This window comes from Bacillus sp. Marseille-P3661, from assembly GCF_900240995.1.
Taxonomy (GTDB): Bacteria; Bacillota; Bacilli; order Bacillales; family Bacillaceae_J; genus OESV01.
Genome location: NZ_LT965953.1, coordinates 2,076,483 through 2,093,102, shown reverse-complemented (window position 1 = coordinate 2,093,102; position 16,620 = coordinate 2,076,483). Strand labels below are relative to the sequence as shown.

Here is a 16,620-nt window from a genome sequence, read left to right as displayed (position 1 = left end):
CTACCTCCTCCCGTATTTCCGTACTAAATAGAAGATACAACCTATAACAGCTATAATAATAACGACACCAACCCAGCCCCATAACATTGATGTTTCAACCTGCATTCTAAAATCAGCAGTCGACACTGCTTCAGGTGTACTCGCTTCCATCTGGATAACATAATCTCCAGCAATAGCTTTATCGCTTGGAGTTATGATCGCTGTGACTTTTTCGGATTCTCCAGGTTTTAGAATGTTGATTTTTTTAGGCTCAAATTGAACGTTCCATTGAACAGGTTGTTCTGAATTTAAAGTAATATCTCCGATTGGTACTGTACCGGTATTACTAACCTCTAACTCAATGGATTCTTCCTTGCCTACTAATATATCTTCACTTAATCTTCCTGTTGGAGTCGATAGCGTTATACCATACGTACCAGTTATGACAGTTTCTAATGTAAGTTCTGCAGAAGTTGCATTCGTTGTTGCTGTAAGTGGAATTGGGTACGTTCCAGCTTCGGCTTTTTCAGGAGGTGTTACCACGACGTTAATATTTTTAGTTTCATTTGACTTAGCTGAAACAGATGTCACACTTTTATCATCTACTTGAAAATTTACATCCCATCCTCTGGGTGCATCTGCCTTTAGGGCATAATGTTGTGCTTCAGAGGTGCGATTTTTAAGTGCTAACTCGTAATTGAAGGTAGATTGGGCATGCCCTTTCATATTTGTTTGTTCAGAAGTAAGTTCCGTTTTAAATGTTCCTTCTTCAGAAATGTTAATTTTCATTGGAAGTCGATCCATTAGTCCAGATGTGCTTGTAGCTGTAATATAAAAAGTATATTCGCCTTTTGGAACATTTAACGGAACTTCAAGGTTAATTGAGAAAGTTTGTGAATCATCGGGTTTAACTGATAGTTGCTTTAAGTTCCACCCTGACGACGTAATGTCATATTCCCAATCTTTTGGTAAATCTTCTATTTCAAACGTCACCTGCTGGACCTGGCTAGTTTCATTCATAAGATCAAAAGCATAATCAATCGATTCACCTGGTATTACAGCAATACCTGTATAAGGTGTATACAGTGTAAGGCCTCCCGCCGCAAAAGCAAATTTTGAGAATACATTTGAAAAGAAAATTAATAAAGTTAACACTACAAATACTTTCTTTAGCATGTCTTTTCCTCCTCATTTTGTTTTTCATAGGAGCATTCCTGTAATGAAGAAATTTGAGGGTTGAACAAAAAAAGAGCCCCTTGGTATGATACGAGGTGTCCACAGCTGATCAGCACTAAGGACCCTTAATTTAAGTAACCAAGGAGGACTCATAATGAATTATACACAAAATCACAAAATCTCTCAAATCACACCTTCAACTTTAGTTATTGGCATTGATGTTGCAAAAGAAAAGCACGTAGCACGCGCACAAGACGACAGAGGCTTAGAATTCGGAAAACGTCTGATTTTCCAAAACAGATTTCATGGCTTTGAGCTATTACTTGAATGGGCTCACCGCCACGCAAAAGAAAATTCTAAAGATCATATCATTTTTGGTGTAGAACCAACAGGTCATTTTTGGCTGAATCTAGCTTATTATTTGACTGCAAAGGGCTATGACATTGTATTAGTCAACCCAATGCATGTTAAGAAAAGCAAAGAACTTGATGATAACTCACCCACGAAAAATGACACAAAAGATGCAAAAGTAATCGCACAGTTGATTAAAGATGGGCGATACTCTGTACCTAATCTCTTAGATGGCATCTATGCTGAACTTAGAGAAGGCGTCAAAATTAGAGATCAACTCATCCAACAATTAATGATTACAGAAGGGCGTATTCAAAATATGATTGATCGCTACTTGCCAGAATTCTTCGATGTCTTTGGAGACTGGGAAGGTAAAGCAGCTCTTTGTACATTAAAACTTTTCCCATTTCCATCACAAATCGTGGAGATGACACCTGAAGAGATACTTCAAGAATGGAAACCATTTGTTCAAAGAGGTGTTGGAATTAAACGGGCTACAAAGTTAGTAGAGGCTGCTCGTAAGAGCATTGGTTTAACTATTGGAACCCAATTTGCACAACGAGAGATGGATAATCTCCTTGAACAATTAGAGCTTTTCAGAAAGCAACTAGAAGACCTTGATCAAGAGTTAGAAGGTATTGTTAGAACGATACCTGGTGCAAATGAAATGATTGATATTACAGGACTTGGCGTAGCCACAGTCACTACTTTTTTATCTGAAATTGGGGATCTCAAAAATTATAAGCATCCCCAGCAGCTAGTTAACCTAGCAGGACTCTCCTTGCGAGAGAATAGTTCAGGGAAACACAAAGGAAAAACAACCATTACTAAACGAGGTCGAAGTAAACTACGAAGGGCTATGTATATGGCTATACGTCCTCTGGTTGCACATAATCCAACGTTTAAAGCCCTGCATCATTATTACACAAAACGTCCTGATAGACCTTTAAAGAAACAGCAGTCTCTGATTGCCTTGTGTTGTAAATTATTACGAGTCATTTTTGTCATAGGACATAAACAATGTCAATTTGATGGTTCCAAGTTATTACAAGGGATACCTCAAGAAAACCTATTACAGGTTGCATAATCAAACAGAAAACACTTTAGATACTCTATATTCTCAATAGATAAACACCAATAGTGCAGAGTCGGAGTTTATTTTTACCATTCGGGCTATGACCCAGTATAGGAGCATATCCGACCTCCACCTTATGGATACGCAGGACGAAGGAATGTATGGACCCGATCCGGTGAGACATGGGAGGGTTAGCGGCCGTGAGTTATGTGGAGTTTTCATAGCACGGTTATACTAATAATTACCAAACTATACCAGTTTGGTGGTTAGGATGCACCTCCACCTGTAAGGAACTTGAAGAAATTCAAATACTATCCACTGTTTCAGGTGTGTTAACTATTAGGTGTTTATGAAACTTTGAGAATACGTGAGGATTCTAGAGATATTTAAACTTTATTGAGGGAGGTACGTAAAGAATATCTACTTGGATTTAAAATTTTCTAAAAGAATTTTTGATTTTATAAATCCAAATAGATGTGTTAAGAGTAATAATAGTAGAAGGGTTTTTTAAAATAAGAAGTATTTGGGGTGACTGCTTTGGATAAAAGAACGAAAGGTGAAGAGTTACTATATGGATTCAGTAATGGTTCCTCTAAAGCTTTCGAGCAATTTTACGATCAATATGTTAGTTTGGTGTTTGGAATTGCAATGAAAATATTAAAAAACAAAGCTGATGCCGAAGACCTTTGTCACGATGTCTTTATCGAAATTTATAATAATCCTTATGGGTTTAATCCCAGCAGGGGATCGATAGAAGCCTGGATTGCAATAAAAACAAAAAGCAGGTGTCTGGATCGACTTCGAAAACAAAGGCATTCGGTTTGCAATGTGGAGGAAGAACTAGAGGAGATTAAATTAGATGGAAGTATAGTAGAGGAGCAAGTTCTAATGAATGTTGAAAGAGATGCGATACATAAAGCGATTGATTCTCTACCATCTAAACAAAAAGCAGCAATAGTTGGTAACTATTTTAAAGGATATACCCATCAGGAACTGTCTAATAAGCTAAATCGTCCATTAGGAACGATTAAATCTCTTGTTCGTTATGGTATTCACAACTTAAAAAAGTATTTTGATGTAGAAAACAGCTTCTCCAAAGCTAGAGGTGAAAAGAATGACATGTAATAGTCAAGTTCATGAAGAATCTATTATTGGATTAGTACGTGGTGAACTTCATAAAGCACAAGAACATAGTTTAAGAAATCACATGGAACAGTGTCAACATTGTAAAGAAGTTTTTGATTCATGGTTAACTATCTTTAATGGTCTTGCAGAAAAGCAGCGGCCTTCCGCACATACTAAAAAGAGAATTATGAAAAGTATAAGAAAAGAACGAAGTAGTATCCGATTTACAAAACCGACATTTATTTTTATGTCTACTTGTTTTGCAATGGTTATGATGTTAATTGGATATATTATTAAACCAACGGATCTGCAGACACCACCTCAAGTTGCATCTTATACTACCAATCAATCACTGAAGGAGCCGTTCATGGTTAAGGATGATACGGATGTATACGAAATAAGCCCCGAATGGAATGATAGGGTAAGTGGCTATGCTTGGATTAATCCTTATTCAAATGAAATGATGTTATTAGTAGATGGCCTACATCCAATTTCATTAAATGATTATCAAGCATGGATCCAAACTGCTGACGAATTAATTAATGTAGGACTATTAAAGGTTAATGGACAAAAAGGCCAGCTTTACATTCAGGACGGAGTCGTTCATCAACTTGAACATATTATGGTTAGCAAAGAACCACTTGGGGGTAGCGATGTACCGACAGACCCAAATCCTTTTTTGATTAAGATAAATTCCAATTGAAAAAAACTTTACAATGAAAGGAATGTAAAAAAGAAAAGATGGGTTACTATAAGCCTTATAAATCAAAACTTAGCAAATATTCTAAACCATTACTTTTAGGTAGCTTGATTGGTATTGTATTAACTGCATTTTCTTTCTTACTCTATTTCAATCCGTTGATGAAATCGGAACAAAAGGTAGTTGCTGAGCAAGTAAATGATAACAGTGGTGCAATAGAAAAAAATTTTCTAAGCTATGATAATACGTATATGAGTATACCTAGGGCAGTTGAAAAGGTAGATGATGCTGTTGTCAGTATAACGAACTATCAAAATATGAATTATTTTACCCTTGAACCACAAAAAGCAGGAATTGGCTCTGGTGTCATTTACAAAAAAGCTAAGAATAAAGCCTATATCGTAACAAACTACCATGTAATAGACGGTGGTGAAAAATTGGAAGTAACATTAAGTGACGGCACGAAATTACCAGCTGAACTTGTAGGTGGTGATATATTTACTGATTTAGCTGTTTTAAAAATTGATGGTGAACATGTAAGCGAAATTGCAAATCTAGGATCTTCAGACAATTTAACCCTCGGTGAACCGGTCATTGCGATTGGAAGTCCATTGGGAGATGCTTTTTCAGGTTCGGTAACTCAAGGAATTTTAAGTGGTAAAGAAAGAACAATTCCTGTGGATATAAATAAAGATGGCAAGCCCGATTGGCAGGCAGATGTAATTCAAACGGATGCTGCAATTAATCCCGGGAATAGTGGGGGGGCTTTAGTTAATATAGTTGGGGAAGTAATTGGAATTAATTCGATGAAGATAGCTCAAGATTCAGTAGAAGGAATTGGTTTTGCTATTCCCATTTCAATAGCAAAGCCGGTCATTAATGACCTTGAACGTTATCGAGAAGTAAAAAGGCCTTACCTAGGAATAAGCTTAGAAACGTTGTCAAATATTCCGACCTTTCATTGGACCGAAACGTTTCGTTTACCTGACGATGTTAAAAAAGGAGTCGCAATTTTAGAGGTCGTTCCCAATTCACCAGCAGCAAGAGCGGGGCTTAATCAATATGATATTATCGTTGCACTTGATGATAAAGACATAACAAACGATGTTGATCTTAGGAAATATATATACACTAAAAAGAAAATTGGTGAAGAAATAACGATAAAATATTATCGAAATGGTAAGGAAAAAACAACGGAATTGACATTAGTACCTCAAAACTCTTATTAAGAGGTACGGTTTTCATTCAAGCATAATTATAGCGCATGGAGAATCAACTCCATGCGCCTTTTGGTCTTTTAAAGTACAAATTAATTACTTAGAAAGGGTATCTGTTAAGACTGGAACAATTTGCTTTTTACGTGAAACTACACCTTTTAGTACGGCTGTGTTATTGTCTAGCTTAACATTATATGCTTTTTCAACAGCGTCTGCTTTATTTCCAAGTGCAATAACTGTGGAATCGTTCGTTAAAATATCCGTTACCACAAATAAGAACAAATCAAGTTTCTTTTCAGAGATAACTGAAGTTAACTCAGCTTCTACTTCGTTTTGACGAGAAAAAACATCGTTAGTATCTACTGTATTAACTTGAGCAACCTCAACCTTGTAATTTCCCATCTGAAATTCTTTTGCATCAAGTGTGATTAATTCTTTTACTGATTTCTTACTCAGATCAGCACCTGCTTTAAGCATTTCTAAACCATAGCTATTTGCATCTACTTCTGCGATCTCAGCTAACTCGCGAGCTGCTGCAACATCCTGATCTGTACAAGTAGGAGATTTGAATAATAAAGAGTCTGAAATTATTGCAGATAACATTAATCCTGCAATATTCTTTTCGATTTGAATCCCATTTTCTTTATACATTTTATTAAGGATAGTAGCTGTACAACCTACTGGTTCAGCACGATAGTATAAAGGATCACTTGTTTCAAAATTAGCGATACGGTGATGATCAATGACCTCTAATATGCGAACATCAGTTATATCATCCGCACTTTGTTGGCGTTCATTGTGATCGACTAAAATTACATTTTTCACTTCTTGTGCTACCTTCTCAACTAAGCGTGGAGCTTCGGCATTAAATTGATTAAGTGCATACTGAGTCTCTTCATTCACAGATCCTAAACGAATCGGTTCAACATTCATGCCTAATTTAGTTTTTAAATCAGCATACGCAAGCGCAGAACAAATTGAATCCGTATCAGGATTCTTATGGCCAAAAATAAATACTTTATCCATTATTTCTCTCCTCGTTTATCAAAATAAGCCGCCGGATACCTTTAATGATATATAGAAAAAGATACCAACATCCAAGGGTTATTCTAACACAAAATAGGTCTTTTCTAAAATACTTGGATAGCAATTTTTGATAAATCAATAGGTGAAGATAGGTTTTCACTATTTTGTAATTAATTTGTTTCTATAATGTGAATACATGAGGAAACCTATTTCATCTACGTATAATTTATTTATAATAAAAGTATAAGAAGTACTTCAAAGTAACTACCAAAGAAAATCCTATTAAAGGATTTTCTCAAATAAGAGGAGTGGAGAATATGGTAGTCAAATGGTTAAGAGAAAATAACATAGCTGCCGGTTTACTGGTATTATTTAGATTATATTTAGGTTATCAATGGATACATGGTGGTTGGGGTAAAGTAACAGGTGGGTTTGATGCAAGTGGATTTTTACAAGGTGCAATTGGTAAAGCAAGTGGCGATCATCCGGCTGTTCAAGCATGGTGGGCTGGTTTTCTAGAAGGATTTGCACTTCCAAATGTAGGCTTATTCAATATTTTAGTACCATGGGGTGAATTATTAGTAGGGATTGCATTAATTCTTGGAACGTTTACTACTTTCGCAGCTCTAATGGGTGCAACTATGAACTTCGCGTTCTTATTTAGTGGAACAGTTAGCACAAACGCACAAATGGTATTATTAACACTATTCATTCTTGTTGCAGGTGCTAATGCAGGTAAATTTGGTTTAGATCGTTACATCTTGCCTTTCATTCGTAAAGCAATGAATAAAGAAGATAAAGTTCATAAAGCAACAGTTTAAAAAAATCCAAACTCTATATAACACACAAAAAGACCATTGCTTGGTCTTTTTGTGTTATATAAACAAGGGTTAGTTTAGCTTTTGTTTTCCTAACCTTTAAAAACATCATGGTCCACGTATCGTTCACCATTCAATTCACTAATGACATTAATAGCAACTTTAGCGCCATCGCCTGCTGTAATGATTGTATGAACGCTCATACCTGCAACAGTACCTGCAGCCCAAATGCCTTCAATATTTGTTTTTCCATTTGCATCTACATCTAAAACGGTTTTAATACGTGGTTCTCTACCTTCTTTTGTAGTCAACCCTACTTTTTCAGCAAGATCAACTGAAACTCCTGTAGCAACAATTACATGCTGTGCTTCATGTTCACCATTATCAGTCTTAATTTTAAAACCCTTTTCTGTTTTAACAATATCTTCCGCGGTTGCTTGAACGAATTCAGCTTCGAATTTACCAGCTTGCTTTTTACCAACAGCAATTAAATCAGGCCCTGAAATTGCTTCAACCCCATAATGGTTCTCCATCCATGCTCTTTTTGTCATACTTTTATCATTATCAAGTACCAATGTCTTTTTCCCTGCTTTTGCAGAAAATAATGCAGCACTAGCTCCTGCAGGACCAGCTCCAATAATTGCAATATCAAACATACAAAAACCTCCTATGTAATATATGGTAATAATAATTATTATAAAGAAATAATGTGAATTGTAAAATAAAACGAATCGTCGTTGTTTGTAAGGAAGAAAAAAGATCTTTACAGGTCACATTTGCGAGGGTAAAATGTGATAAATAATATTAAATTTATATTAGTAGTTTCCAATTTCTTAATCGCTTAATTCTTAATAAAGAATTGGAGGACCCAATTTTGTGGAGCAATATCACTAGGGGTGAAACCTTTGATTAGAAATAGTATTAGTAATAATACAAATCATTCAAAGGAAGGGCTACTCTTTAGCCCAAATCCGACAGCTAACTTCGAAAGCGTTTGAAGGGAGGATGTGGACACTCGTATATAGGACCACACTTTTCATGTGGTCATTTTTAATAAAAAGAGCATTTTTTGGTTTCCTCTTAAATATATATCCAATATGAATTGGGTTTTAATTCTACTTTATGTTGATAAAGGAACAAGTAAAGCTTGTCTTTTGTCATATACTATACGTAAACGCGATTTTGAAATAGGAAAACTAGGCTTATCTAAAGGCATTGGCGCAAAGGTGATTTATATGAAAATGAAAAGTACCTTAATTAAATCTGGATTTATTGAACAATCTATAGATTTAATGGAACAACTAAATAAAAAAGAAAGATTAACTGAAAAGGAACAAGAGTTTATTGAATCAGTGAATGAAATGTGTGATGTAATCCAATGTTGGAAAGAAACTAAAAAGTCATTGAATAAAAATGGTGCTAATCCAGCATTTACAAAAATAAAATAATTAACATATTAATTGGGTAAGCTCTCTTATAGATTTTGAGCTTACCCTTTAAATTTTATACTAAGCAATCACTTAGAATAATCCCAATGGCCAGCAAGTATAGACTCCCAATTAGATTTAATATATCTTTTAAGATCTTCATCCAGTTCATCGAGTTCATCTATTGTAAATTCAATTATTTGTGATAGTTTAAAATTAAATACAGTTACTTTTCTTTGACCACCAAGCCATTTGCAATAAAGAATTTTATAATACATAATAACCTCCTCGTGGGATTAAACAGCATACTTATCAAAACATACGTTCTTCTAATTTGCAATATGTTAAGTAAAAGAGGTGAAAAAAATGTGCGGTCGCTTTACCTTATCGATACCATTGGATGAAATCATAGACTTTTTTGATTTAGTCAATGGTGTAAACATTATGTATGAGCCTAGCTATAATATTGCACCGAGCCAGGATGTATTAGCCGTTGTCTCTGATGGTGAAAACTTGAAAGGTGGATTACTAAAGTGGGGATTAGTTCCTTCATGGTCAAAGGATCCATCAGTTGGGTATAAAATGATTAATGCAAGGGCAGAAACATTAGAACAAAAGGTTAGCTTTAGAAAGCTTTTAAGACAGAGACGTTGTATTATTGTTGCTGACGGTTTTTATGAGTGGAAAAAAGATAGTAATGGTGAAAAACAACCCTTTAGAATGACGTTAACTAATAATAATCCTATTGCTTTTGCAGGCTTATGGGATCGGAGTCTAATTAATGATATTGAGTACACAACTTGTACAATAATAACAACTAGTTCAAATCCATTGATGAAACCTATCCATGATCGTATGCCGGTCATTCTTTCTGAAGATGCGACTGCGAAGTGGCTTGATCGGCGAAATCAAGATCCAATAGAGTTAAAAAAACTGCTTGTGCCATTCGACGCTAATGAGATGAAAGCGTATAAAGTATCATCAATCGTAAATACACCTAAGAATAATAATATAGAATGTATTGAACCATTAGCATAAAAAAACAGCAACTAATTTGCAAATAATAAACACCAGAAATAAAAAGCGCACATGTATTTGGCTGATAAACTAAATACATGTGCACTTATTTTATAATATTGAACAAAATTCATATTGATTATGTGTTTTTGTACAAAGCTCTTTTTTTAGCTCTTTTTCGGTTGCTTCGTACAATTGACGACCATCAGGCATTTTAAATAATCCATTATTTAAAAGGATGTCGATGATGTAATCTTTATTTATGTCATTTTGTGTTAACATGTACCATCACTCCTTAAAAAAAAGCGTAAATGTAAGCGTTTACAATATTATTGTAAGGTATTTAGATATATTTGTCAAATGATAAATGCGGATTTATTAAATGAACATGCTTGACTTACTTTAAGTATGGAGTATACTATTTGTTCAATTATGCGTTATGATACAAATTAATAATTAAGTAAGGAAGTGTTATTTGTGTTAAGTGGAGAAATAAGTCTAAATATAGGGGACCTATTATTTCAACTGATAATGTTAATCATTGTAATTGGAGTTCCATTAGGAATTCTATTTTTATTTGTAAAAAGAAAAAAACAAAATAGAAGAATGGATCAAATCGAAGAGAAAATAGACCAAATACTGCAGTATCAGAAAAAGAACAAATAAATATTCTATAATACAATGGAGGGTTTAGCCATAGAATGAGGATTAAAAATGGGAATTAACACTTTTGTTATTTATCTAATGGTTTTTTTTCTTTGCCTTGGCGCACTTGATAAATGCTTAGGGAATAGGTGGGGTTTCGGGCAACGATTTACGGACGGTTTTATGGCAATGGGGCCTTTGACACTTGCAATGGTGGGGATCGTTTCGATAGCCCCAGTATTAGCGGATGTATTAATTCCAATTATTGCTCCTCTATATGAATTTATTGGTGCAGATCCTGCTAGTTTTGCAAATACATTACTTGCAGTAGATATGGGTGGGTATGCGTTAGCTCAAGAAATGGCAATAGATCCTGATGCAGCTTTATTTTCGTGGGTATTTTTAGGTACAATGATGGGGCCAACGATTGTTTTTACAATTCCAGTTGCATTGGGGATTATTGATAAACAGGATCAACCTTATTTTGCAAATGGAATTCTTCTAGGAATTATAACGGTACCGTTAGGTTGTTTAGTTGGAGGAATGTTTGCAGGTTTTAATTTAAAGATGATCGTAATAAATCTAATTCCAATGATGATTGCTTCTGTATTAATTGGAGTTGGGATTTTGAAATTTCAAAACCTAATGATTATAGGGTTTCAGCTTTTCGGTAAGGTTGTTGAAATTATTGCAGTTATAGGACTAACAGCCATAATAGTTGAAACATTAACTGGATTTACGATTATTAAAAATATGGCACCAATTGAAGAAGGAATTCAAATTGTCGGGATGATCGCCATTATGCTTGCAGGTGCATTTCCAATGGTATCATTCATTTCATTTGCTTTTAAAAAGCATTTAACAAAGTTTGGTTCAATATTAAACATCAATAATACATCAACCGCTGGATTAATCGCATCGCTTGCACATGTGATTCCCATGTTTTCAATGTTTAGAGACATGGAGCCTAAAGGGAAAGTAATCAATACTGCTTTTGCAGTTAGTGGTGCATTCGTATTTGGAGGCCATCTTGGATTTGTTGCGGGTATGAATAAGGAAATGGCTTTTGCAATGATCATAGGGAAGTTAATCTCAGGTATTACTGCTGTTCTTTTAGCAGTTGTCACATTAAACCGTAAAGATATAACAAAGTGATGTTAAGTGTTTCATTTGATTGCTACCAAATTCTTTGTAATAATGAAGACATAATTTGGATTTTGAAAGGAGATACATACAATTTGAAAGTATTTGTAGTAGGAGCTAACGGTCAGATTGGACAGCATCTTATCCGCATTTTAACTAACAGTAGTGATCATACCGTTAGAGCAATGGTTCGAAAACCTGAGCAAGTAGAGACTATTGAAAATTTAGGGGCAGAAGCGGTAATTGCAAACCTTGAGGGAACGGTTGATGAAATTGCAAGAGCTGCTGATGGTTGTGATGCAATTGTTTTTACCGCAGGGTCAGGTGGTAAAACAGGGCCTGATAAAACGCTGCTAGTCGATTTGGATGGAGCTGTTAAAACTGTAGAGGCGGCAGAAAAAGCAGGTATACAACGGTTTATAATGGTAAGTGCAATACAAGCGCATAATAGAAACAATTGGAGCGATGCCATTAAGCCATATTTCGTGGCTAAACATTATGCAGATCGGATGCTCGTAGCAAGCAGCTTGACGTATACCATTATTCGTCCAGGAGGATTAACGAATGATCCTGGAACCGGAAAAGTTTCAATTGCTGAGAATTTACCGCGGAATATTATACCTCGAGAAGATGTTGCCCGAACTATAGCAACTGTCTTAAATGAAAATAATACATTTAATAAAGCATTTGATCTTGTTTCCGGTGAAACTGAAATTTCCGTTGCTATAAAATCAATTTAGTTAACCTAAATGTTGTTAATAATACAATAAATGACACAGAATCGTGAAGTCTTATTATAATTTAAAATACCCATTCGCTTTAGGGAATGGGAGGATGGGTATTTTTTAATTACTACTATTTATTTGAAAGGTACTCCCCGAAAATTGATCAAATTTTGATTGGGTGAACAGGTAACCGAATGCTCACTTCAGTACCATGATCAGGAACACTTGTGAACTTAATGGTTCCATTGTGAGCTTGGACAATATTAAAACTTACGGTTAAGCCTAGTCCAGTGCCTTTTTCTTTTGATGAATAAAATGGTTCTCCTATTTTCGCCAATCTTTCTTTTGAAATGCCACAGCCATTGTCTTTAATAATGATTATTACATGGTCTTTATCATCTTTATTTAAAGAGATAGTAACTTTTCCGCCATTCTTCGAAGCTTCGATAGCATTTTTAATTAAGTTTATTAAAACCTGTTTTAACTGATTGGGTTCACATTCAATCAGCTCAATCTTATTTTCGCCATCAGAGTGAAGCTCTATATTACTTTGCCTTGCTTGAATTGATAATAAGGCAAGAACATCATCAAGTATTTTTTGAATGTCTGCTTCTTTAAAATGCAACTTTTGTGGCTTAGCAAGAAGTAATAATTCGTCTACAATATCGTTAATTCGTTTTAACTCATCATGCATAATATCATAATACTGTTGGTTGCTATCTTCTCGAGGTAATAGTTGAACAAATCCCTTTAATGAAGTAAGAGGGTTTCTAATTTCGTGTGCGACACTAGCTGCCAATTCACCTACTATAGATAACTTCTCTGATTGTCGCAGCTTTTCTTCAGCTAATCTTAAACTTGTGACATCTCTGCCAATTATAACTAGACCTTTCCTTGTGCCATCTGGATGAAATAAAGGGATCTTAATTGTATCGAAGGTTTTCTGAGTGTCATTCGGTAATGCAACAACTTCTTCGAAACGTGTGCTTTTTGCATTCATCCAAGCAATCTCGTCTGATTCGTGACAGTTTTTTAGGGCATCATGATAAAAGCTAGTGTATTCTGCAAGTTCTAGATCTGTTTTTCCTCGATATTGAACATTTTCAAGCTGAAATAACTGTAGACCAAACTGATTCGCTTCAATCCATCTACCTTCACCATCTTTAAAATTGACAAAGTCGACCATCGAATTTATTAAGGTCGATAGACGTTTCTCAGTTTCTTTTACTTGGTTTAATTCTTTAGTTTTTATAAAAATAAAATACAGAAAGCTACCTGTAATTATCACATAAATAAATTCTTTAGTAGTTTCAATGATTTCGGCAAGATGACCTGGAACAAATTGAGCTATTATAAAATCAGTAGTTAAAATCCATATAATACTAAAAATTATATAGAGACTTATTATCGTTTTTTTTGCCATTTAATACTCCTATAGGTAATTCAATGTTTGGTTTATACGATTACTATCCTATAATAACTTATTGTTTGTGAAATTGATATAAACCTAAAGAGATATTTTTGGGAATTTACTAATGTAATTAGGCAGTTATGGTAAATCCGACATGTATTTTACTTTCATAATTATTAACTAATTTGAAAGAATTATGAACATTAGCCGACATTTTGAAAGATTAGAAATGTAATACCTTTTAATAATAGTATACTCAAGCACCTATATACTTTTGTTAAGGTACAACCTTAGTAAGACTTGAAGACACTATTGATTTCATTCAACGAACGATCATGATATATTAGACCTTAGTTGTTTATCGAGGTTTAATTGCTATATACTTCCCCTCCAAAACTTTTAGTAATTTTGAAAAGTATGGTGGGGAATCATTAGGCATACCATTAGGGTATAAACAGGCTATAAAACCATGATAGGTTCAAATAACCATCAGTGGTGAGACAAAAACCTACTGATGGAAGTTTTACTTTGAAAGGATGTTTTGATGAAGAAGACCGTAGTACTTGCCGAGAAACCATCAGTTGCTCGTGATATTGCACGAGTTCTGGAGTGTCAAAAAAAGGGTAATGGCTTTTTAGAAGGTGATAAATATATAGTTACTTGGGCGTTGGGCCATTTAGTAACACTTGCTGATCCTGAAACGTATGACGTCAAATATAAAACATGGAAACTTGAAGATTTACCCATGCTGCCGAATCAATTAAAAACAGTTGTAATAAAACAAACAAGTAAGCAGTTTAATGCCGTAAAAAGTCAATTGCATCGTTCTGATGTTGGTGAAATTGTAATTGCAACGGATGCAGGAAGAGAAGGTCAGCTTGTGGCTCAATGGATACTCGACAAGGCAAAAGTTAATAAACCGACGAAACGATTATGGATATCTTCTGTAACAGATAAAGCTATCAAAGAAGGATTTCAGAAATTAAAAAGCGGAAAAGACTTTGAGAATTTGTATCATTCTGCTGTTGCTCGTTCAGAAGCGGATTGGTATGTCGGACTCAATGCGACTAGGGCCCTTACAAGTAAATTTAATGCCCAGTTATCAGCTGGACGAGTACAAACGCCAACAGTTGCAATAATTGCTAAGAGAGAAGAGGAAATAAAAAATTTCAAGCCTAAAGCTTTTTATGGAATTAAGGCACAAACTAATCATAATTTGACGCTAACTTGGCAAAATAGTCAAACTAAAGATATAAAAACTTTTTCAAAAGATATGGTAGACCAAATAGTAGCTAAGTGTAAGAATAAACAAGCTATTATTACTGATGTGGAGAAAAAGTATAAAAAAACCTTTGCACCACAGCTCTATGATTTAACTGAATTGCAACGAGATGCAAATAAAATATTTGGATATTCAGCCAAGGAAACGTTGCAAATTATGCAAAAGCTATATGAACAACATAAAGTTCTAACATATCCGCGCACGGATTCAAGGTATTTATCATCAGATATCGTTGATACACTGAGTGAGCGGATAAGGGCTAGTGGGAATGGCCCATATAAACAGCTCGCACATAAACTTTTACTGAAACCGATTAAATCAAATTCTTCGTTTATTAATGATAGCAAGGTATCGGATCATCATGCGATTATCCCAACAGAAGAAACAGTAATGCTAAATAAGTTTACTGATAAAGAACGAAAAATATATGATTTAGTTGTTAAGCGCTTTTTAGCTGTTCTATATCCGGCGTTTGAATATGAACAAACCACAATAAAAGCAATGATTGCTGATGAAACATTTGTTGCAAAAGGAAAAACAATTGTCTCGATAGGCTGGAAGGACGTATATAATAACGATCTTGACGAGGATGAAGATAGTGATGACATGAAGGCACAGTTATTGCCCTCTTTAGCGAAAGGTGAAACATTAACGGTTACTTCATTATCACAGACCCAAGGTGAAACAAAACCGCCTGCTCGTTTTAATGAGGCAACATTGCTTTCAGCCATGGAAAACCCGAGTAAATATATGGCTGGTGAAACTAAGGATTTAATTAAAACGATTGGAGAAACCGGTGGTCTCGGAACAGTTGCTACTCGCGCTGATATTATTGAAAAGCTATTCAACGCGTTTTTAATTGAAAAAAAAGAAAAGGAAATTTTTCTAACGTCAAAAGGGAAACAATTGCTTGATTTAGTTCCGAAAGAATTAAAAACTCCTGCATTGACAGCAGACTGGGAACAAAAGCTGGATGCGATTGCCAAGGGGAAACTAAGTAAAACTATTTTTATTAACGATATGAAAAACTATACCAAAACCGTTGTTCACGAAATAAAAAACAGCACACAAAAATTTAAACATGATAATATCACAGGTACAAAGTGTCCTGAATGTGGAAAGCTTATGCTAGAAGTGAACGGTAAAAAGGGAAAAATGCTCGTATGTCAGGATCGTGAGTGTGGTCATCGGAAAAATGTAAGTAAAGTTACAAATGCAAGGTGTCCAAATTGTCATAAAAAACTTGAACTTCGAGGACAAGGTGAAGGACAAATTTTTGTATGTAAATGTGGACATCGTGAAAAAATGTCGACATTTAATGAACGACGGAAAAAGAATAAGCATACCAATGTATCTAAAAAAGAGGTATCAAATTATCTAAAAAAACAAAACAAACAAGAGGAACCTATCAACACAGCGTTAGCAGATGCATTAGCAAAATTAAAATTGAACAAGAAATAGAGAATTCAGCTATTCTTTACGATAGTTTAGACTGTAGACAAA

General features: G+C 34.8%; 17 protein-coding genes and 1 riboswitch. Of the genes, 11 read left to right on the top strand and 6 right to left on the bottom strand.

Annotated elements, in window-relative coordinates:
- The gene (locus tag C1724_RS09680; RefSeq protein WP_102346459.1) at positions 1–1,155 is read right to left on the bottom strand and encodes a COG1470 family protein; all 1,155 of its coding nucleotides are present in this window, start codon (positions 1,153–1,155) and stop codon (positions 1–3) included.
- 154 nt (positions 1,156–1,309) lie between these two features.
- Here C1724_RS09680 and C1724_RS09675 point away from each other — a divergent pair, with 154 nt between their 5' ends.
- The 4 genes from C1724_RS09675 to C1724_RS09660 all read left to right on the top strand — a co-directional run bounded on the left by C1724_RS09675 (position 1,310) and on the right by C1724_RS09660 (position 5,635).
- The gene (locus C1724_RS09675) at positions 1,310–2,593 is read left to right on the top strand and encodes an IS110 family transposase (protein ID WP_102346458.1); all 1,284 of its coding nucleotides are present in this window, start codon (positions 1,310–1,312) and stop codon (positions 2,591–2,593) included.
- 525 nt (positions 2,594–3,118) lie between these two features.
- Positions 3,119–3,706, top strand: a complete 588-nt coding sequence (locus C1724_RS09670) for an RNA polymerase sigma factor (RefSeq protein WP_180994214.1) — start codon at positions 3,119–3,121, stop codon at positions 3,704–3,706.
- The gene (locus tag C1724_RS09665) at positions 3,696–4,409 is read left to right on the top strand and encodes an anti-sigma factor (protein WP_102346456.1); all 714 of its coding nucleotides are present in this window, start codon (positions 3,696–3,698) and stop codon (positions 4,407–4,409) included. Before C1724_RS09670 ends, C1724_RS09665 begins: the two co-directional genes overlap by 11 nt.
- 38 nt (positions 4,410–4,447) lie before the next feature.
- Entirely contained in the window at positions 4,448–5,635 is a 1,188-nt protein-coding gene (locus tag C1724_RS09660; RefSeq protein WP_102346455.1) for a S1C family serine protease, read from the top strand.
- An 84-nt stretch (positions 5,636–5,719) separates the two neighbouring features.
- Here the strand turns inward: C1724_RS09660 and C1724_RS09655 are convergent, their stop codons facing one another.
- The gene (locus C1724_RS09655) at positions 5,720–6,649 is read right to left on the bottom strand and encodes a manganese-dependent inorganic pyrophosphatase (protein WP_102346454.1); all 930 of its coding nucleotides are present in this window, start codon (positions 6,647–6,649) and stop codon (positions 5,720–5,722) included.
- 317 nt (positions 6,650–6,966) lie between these two features.
- On the opposite strand from C1724_RS09655, the gene C1724_RS09650 reads away from it, so the two are divergent.
- Positions 6,967–7,470, top strand: a complete 504-nt coding sequence (locus tag C1724_RS09650) for a DoxX family protein (protein WP_102346453.1) — start codon at positions 6,967–6,969, stop codon at positions 7,468–7,470.
- An 89-nt stretch (positions 7,471–7,559) separates the two neighbouring features.
- Here C1724_RS09650 and C1724_RS09645 read toward each other — a convergent pair whose 3' ends face one another.
- Entirely contained in the window at positions 7,560–8,123 is a 564-nt protein-coding gene (locus C1724_RS09645; RefSeq protein ID WP_102346452.1) for an FAD-dependent oxidoreductase, read from the bottom strand.
- 172 nt (positions 8,124–8,295) lie between these two features.
- Positions 8,296–8,476: riboswitch (cyclic di-AMP (ydaO/yuaA leader) on the top strand.
- Between the two features lie 145 nt (positions 8,477–8,621).
- Between C1724_RS09645 and C1724_RS25305 the strand changes: the two genes are divergently transcribed.
- Positions 8,622–8,915 carry a hypothetical protein gene (locus tag C1724_RS25305; protein WP_180994213.1) on the top strand — a complete coding sequence of 98 codons (294 nt, stop codon included), beginning with the start codon at positions 8,622–8,624 and terminating at the stop codon, positions 8,913–8,915.
- Positions 8,916–8,983: 68 nt separating this feature from the next.
- Here the strand turns inward: C1724_RS25305 and C1724_RS09635 are convergent, their stop codons facing one another.
- Positions 8,984–9,172: a hypothetical protein gene (locus tag C1724_RS09635; RefSeq protein WP_102346450.1), complete on the bottom strand. Its 189-nt coding sequence runs from the start codon at positions 9,170–9,172 to the stop codon at positions 8,984–8,986.
- An 88-nt stretch (positions 9,173–9,260) separates the two neighbouring features.
- Here C1724_RS09635 and C1724_RS09630 point away from each other — a divergent pair, with 88 nt between their 5' ends.
- Positions 9,261–9,932 carry an SOS response-associated peptidase gene (locus C1724_RS09630; protein ID WP_102346449.1) on the top strand — a complete coding sequence of 224 codons (672 nt, stop codon included), beginning with the start codon at positions 9,261–9,263 and terminating at the stop codon, positions 9,930–9,932.
- 90 nt (positions 9,933–10,022) lie between these two features.
- On the opposite strand, the gene C1724_RS09625 is transcribed toward C1724_RS09630, so the two are convergent.
- Positions 10,023–10,193 (bottom strand): Fur-regulated basic protein FbpA, encoded by a 171-nt coding sequence (locus C1724_RS09625; protein WP_102346448.1) that lies wholly within the window; start codon positions 10,191–10,193, stop codon positions 10,023–10,025.
- A 195-nt stretch (positions 10,194–10,388) separates the two neighbouring features.
- Here C1724_RS09625 and C1724_RS09620 point away from each other — a divergent pair, with 195 nt between their 5' ends.
- The 3 genes from C1724_RS09620 (at position 10,389) to C1724_RS09610 (ending at position 12,439) form a co-directional block, all read left to right on the top strand.
- Positions 10,389–10,577: a DUF4083 family protein gene (locus C1724_RS09620; protein ID WP_102346447.1), complete on the top strand. Its 189-nt coding sequence runs from the start codon at positions 10,389–10,391 to the stop codon at positions 10,575–10,577.
- Positions 10,578–10,625: 48 nt separating this feature from the next.
- Positions 10,626–11,711 carry an ethanolamine utilization protein EutH gene (gene eutH, locus C1724_RS09615; protein ID WP_102346446.1) on the top strand — a complete coding sequence of 362 codons (1,086 nt, stop codon included), beginning with the start codon at positions 10,626–10,628 and terminating at the stop codon, positions 11,709–11,711.
- An 83-nt stretch (positions 11,712–11,794) separates the two neighbouring features.
- Entirely contained in the window at positions 11,795–12,439 is a 645-nt protein-coding gene (locus tag C1724_RS09610; RefSeq protein WP_102346445.1) for an SDR family oxidoreductase, read from the top strand.
- A gap of 148 nt (positions 12,440–12,587) precedes the next feature.
- Here C1724_RS09610 and C1724_RS09605 read toward each other — a convergent pair whose 3' ends face one another.
- Positions 12,588–13,847, bottom strand: coding sequence for an ATP-binding protein (locus tag C1724_RS09605; RefSeq protein ID WP_102346444.1), 1,260 nt, complete (start codon positions 13,845–13,847; stop codon positions 12,588–12,590).
- Positions 13,848–14,379: 532 nt separating this feature from the next.
- Between C1724_RS09605 and C1724_RS09600 the strand changes: the two genes are divergently transcribed.
- Positions 14,380–16,578: a DNA topoisomerase III gene (locus C1724_RS09600; protein WP_102346443.1), complete on the top strand. Its 2,199-nt coding sequence runs from the start codon at positions 14,380–14,382 to the stop codon at positions 16,576–16,578.
- Positions 16,579–16,620 lie beyond the last annotated feature (42 nt).

What these genes read in the sequence shown, in the direction of transcription:
- C1724_RS09680 (WP_102346459.1), bottom strand. Translation starts at nt 1,155, where the DNA reads ATGCTAAAGAAAGTATTTGTAGTGTTAACTTTATTAATTTTCTTTTCA.
- C1724_RS09675 (WP_102346458.1), top strand. Translation starts at nt 1,310, where the DNA reads ATGAATTATACACAAAATCACAAAATCTCTCAAATCACACCTTCAACT.
- C1724_RS09665 (WP_102346456.1), top strand. Translation starts at nt 3,696, where the DNA reads ATGACATGTAATAGTCAAGTTCATGAAGAATCTATTATTGGATTAGTA.
- C1724_RS09660 (WP_102346455.1), top strand. Translation starts at nt 4,448, where the DNA reads ATGGGTTACTATAAGCCTTATAAATCAAAACTTAGCAAATATTCTAAA.
- C1724_RS09655 (WP_102346454.1), bottom strand. Translation starts at nt 6,649, where the DNA reads ATGGATAAAGTATTTATTTTTGGCCATAAGAATCCTGATACGGATTCA.
- C1724_RS09650 (WP_102346453.1), top strand. Translation starts at nt 6,967, where the DNA reads ATGGTAGTCAAATGGTTAAGAGAAAATAACATAGCTGCCGGTTTACTG.
- C1724_RS09645 (WP_102346452.1), bottom strand. Translation starts at nt 8,123, where the DNA reads ATGTTTGATATTGCAATTATTGGAGCTGGTCCTGCAGGAGCTAGTGCT.
- C1724_RS09635 (WP_102346450.1), bottom strand. Translation starts at nt 9,172, where the DNA reads ATGTATTATAAAATTCTTTATTGCAAATGGCTTGGTGGTCAAAGAAAA.
- C1724_RS09630 (WP_102346449.1), top strand. Translation starts at nt 9,261, where the DNA reads ATGTGCGGTCGCTTTACCTTATCGATACCATTGGATGAAATCATAGAC.
- C1724_RS09625 (WP_102346448.1), bottom strand. Translation starts at nt 10,193, where the DNA reads ATGTTAACACAAAATGACATAAATAAAGATTACATCATCGACATCCTT.
- eutH (WP_102346446.1), top strand. Translation starts at nt 10,626, where the DNA reads ATGGGAATTAACACTTTTGTTATTTATCTAATGGTTTTTTTTCTTTGC.
- C1724_RS09605 (WP_102346444.1), bottom strand. Translation starts at nt 13,847, where the DNA reads ATGGCAAAAAAAACGATAATAAGTCTCTATATAATTTTTAGTATTATA.
- C1724_RS09600 (WP_102346443.1), top strand. Translation starts at nt 14,380, where the DNA reads ATGAAGAAGACCGTAGTACTTGCCGAGAAACCATCAGTTGCTCGTGAT.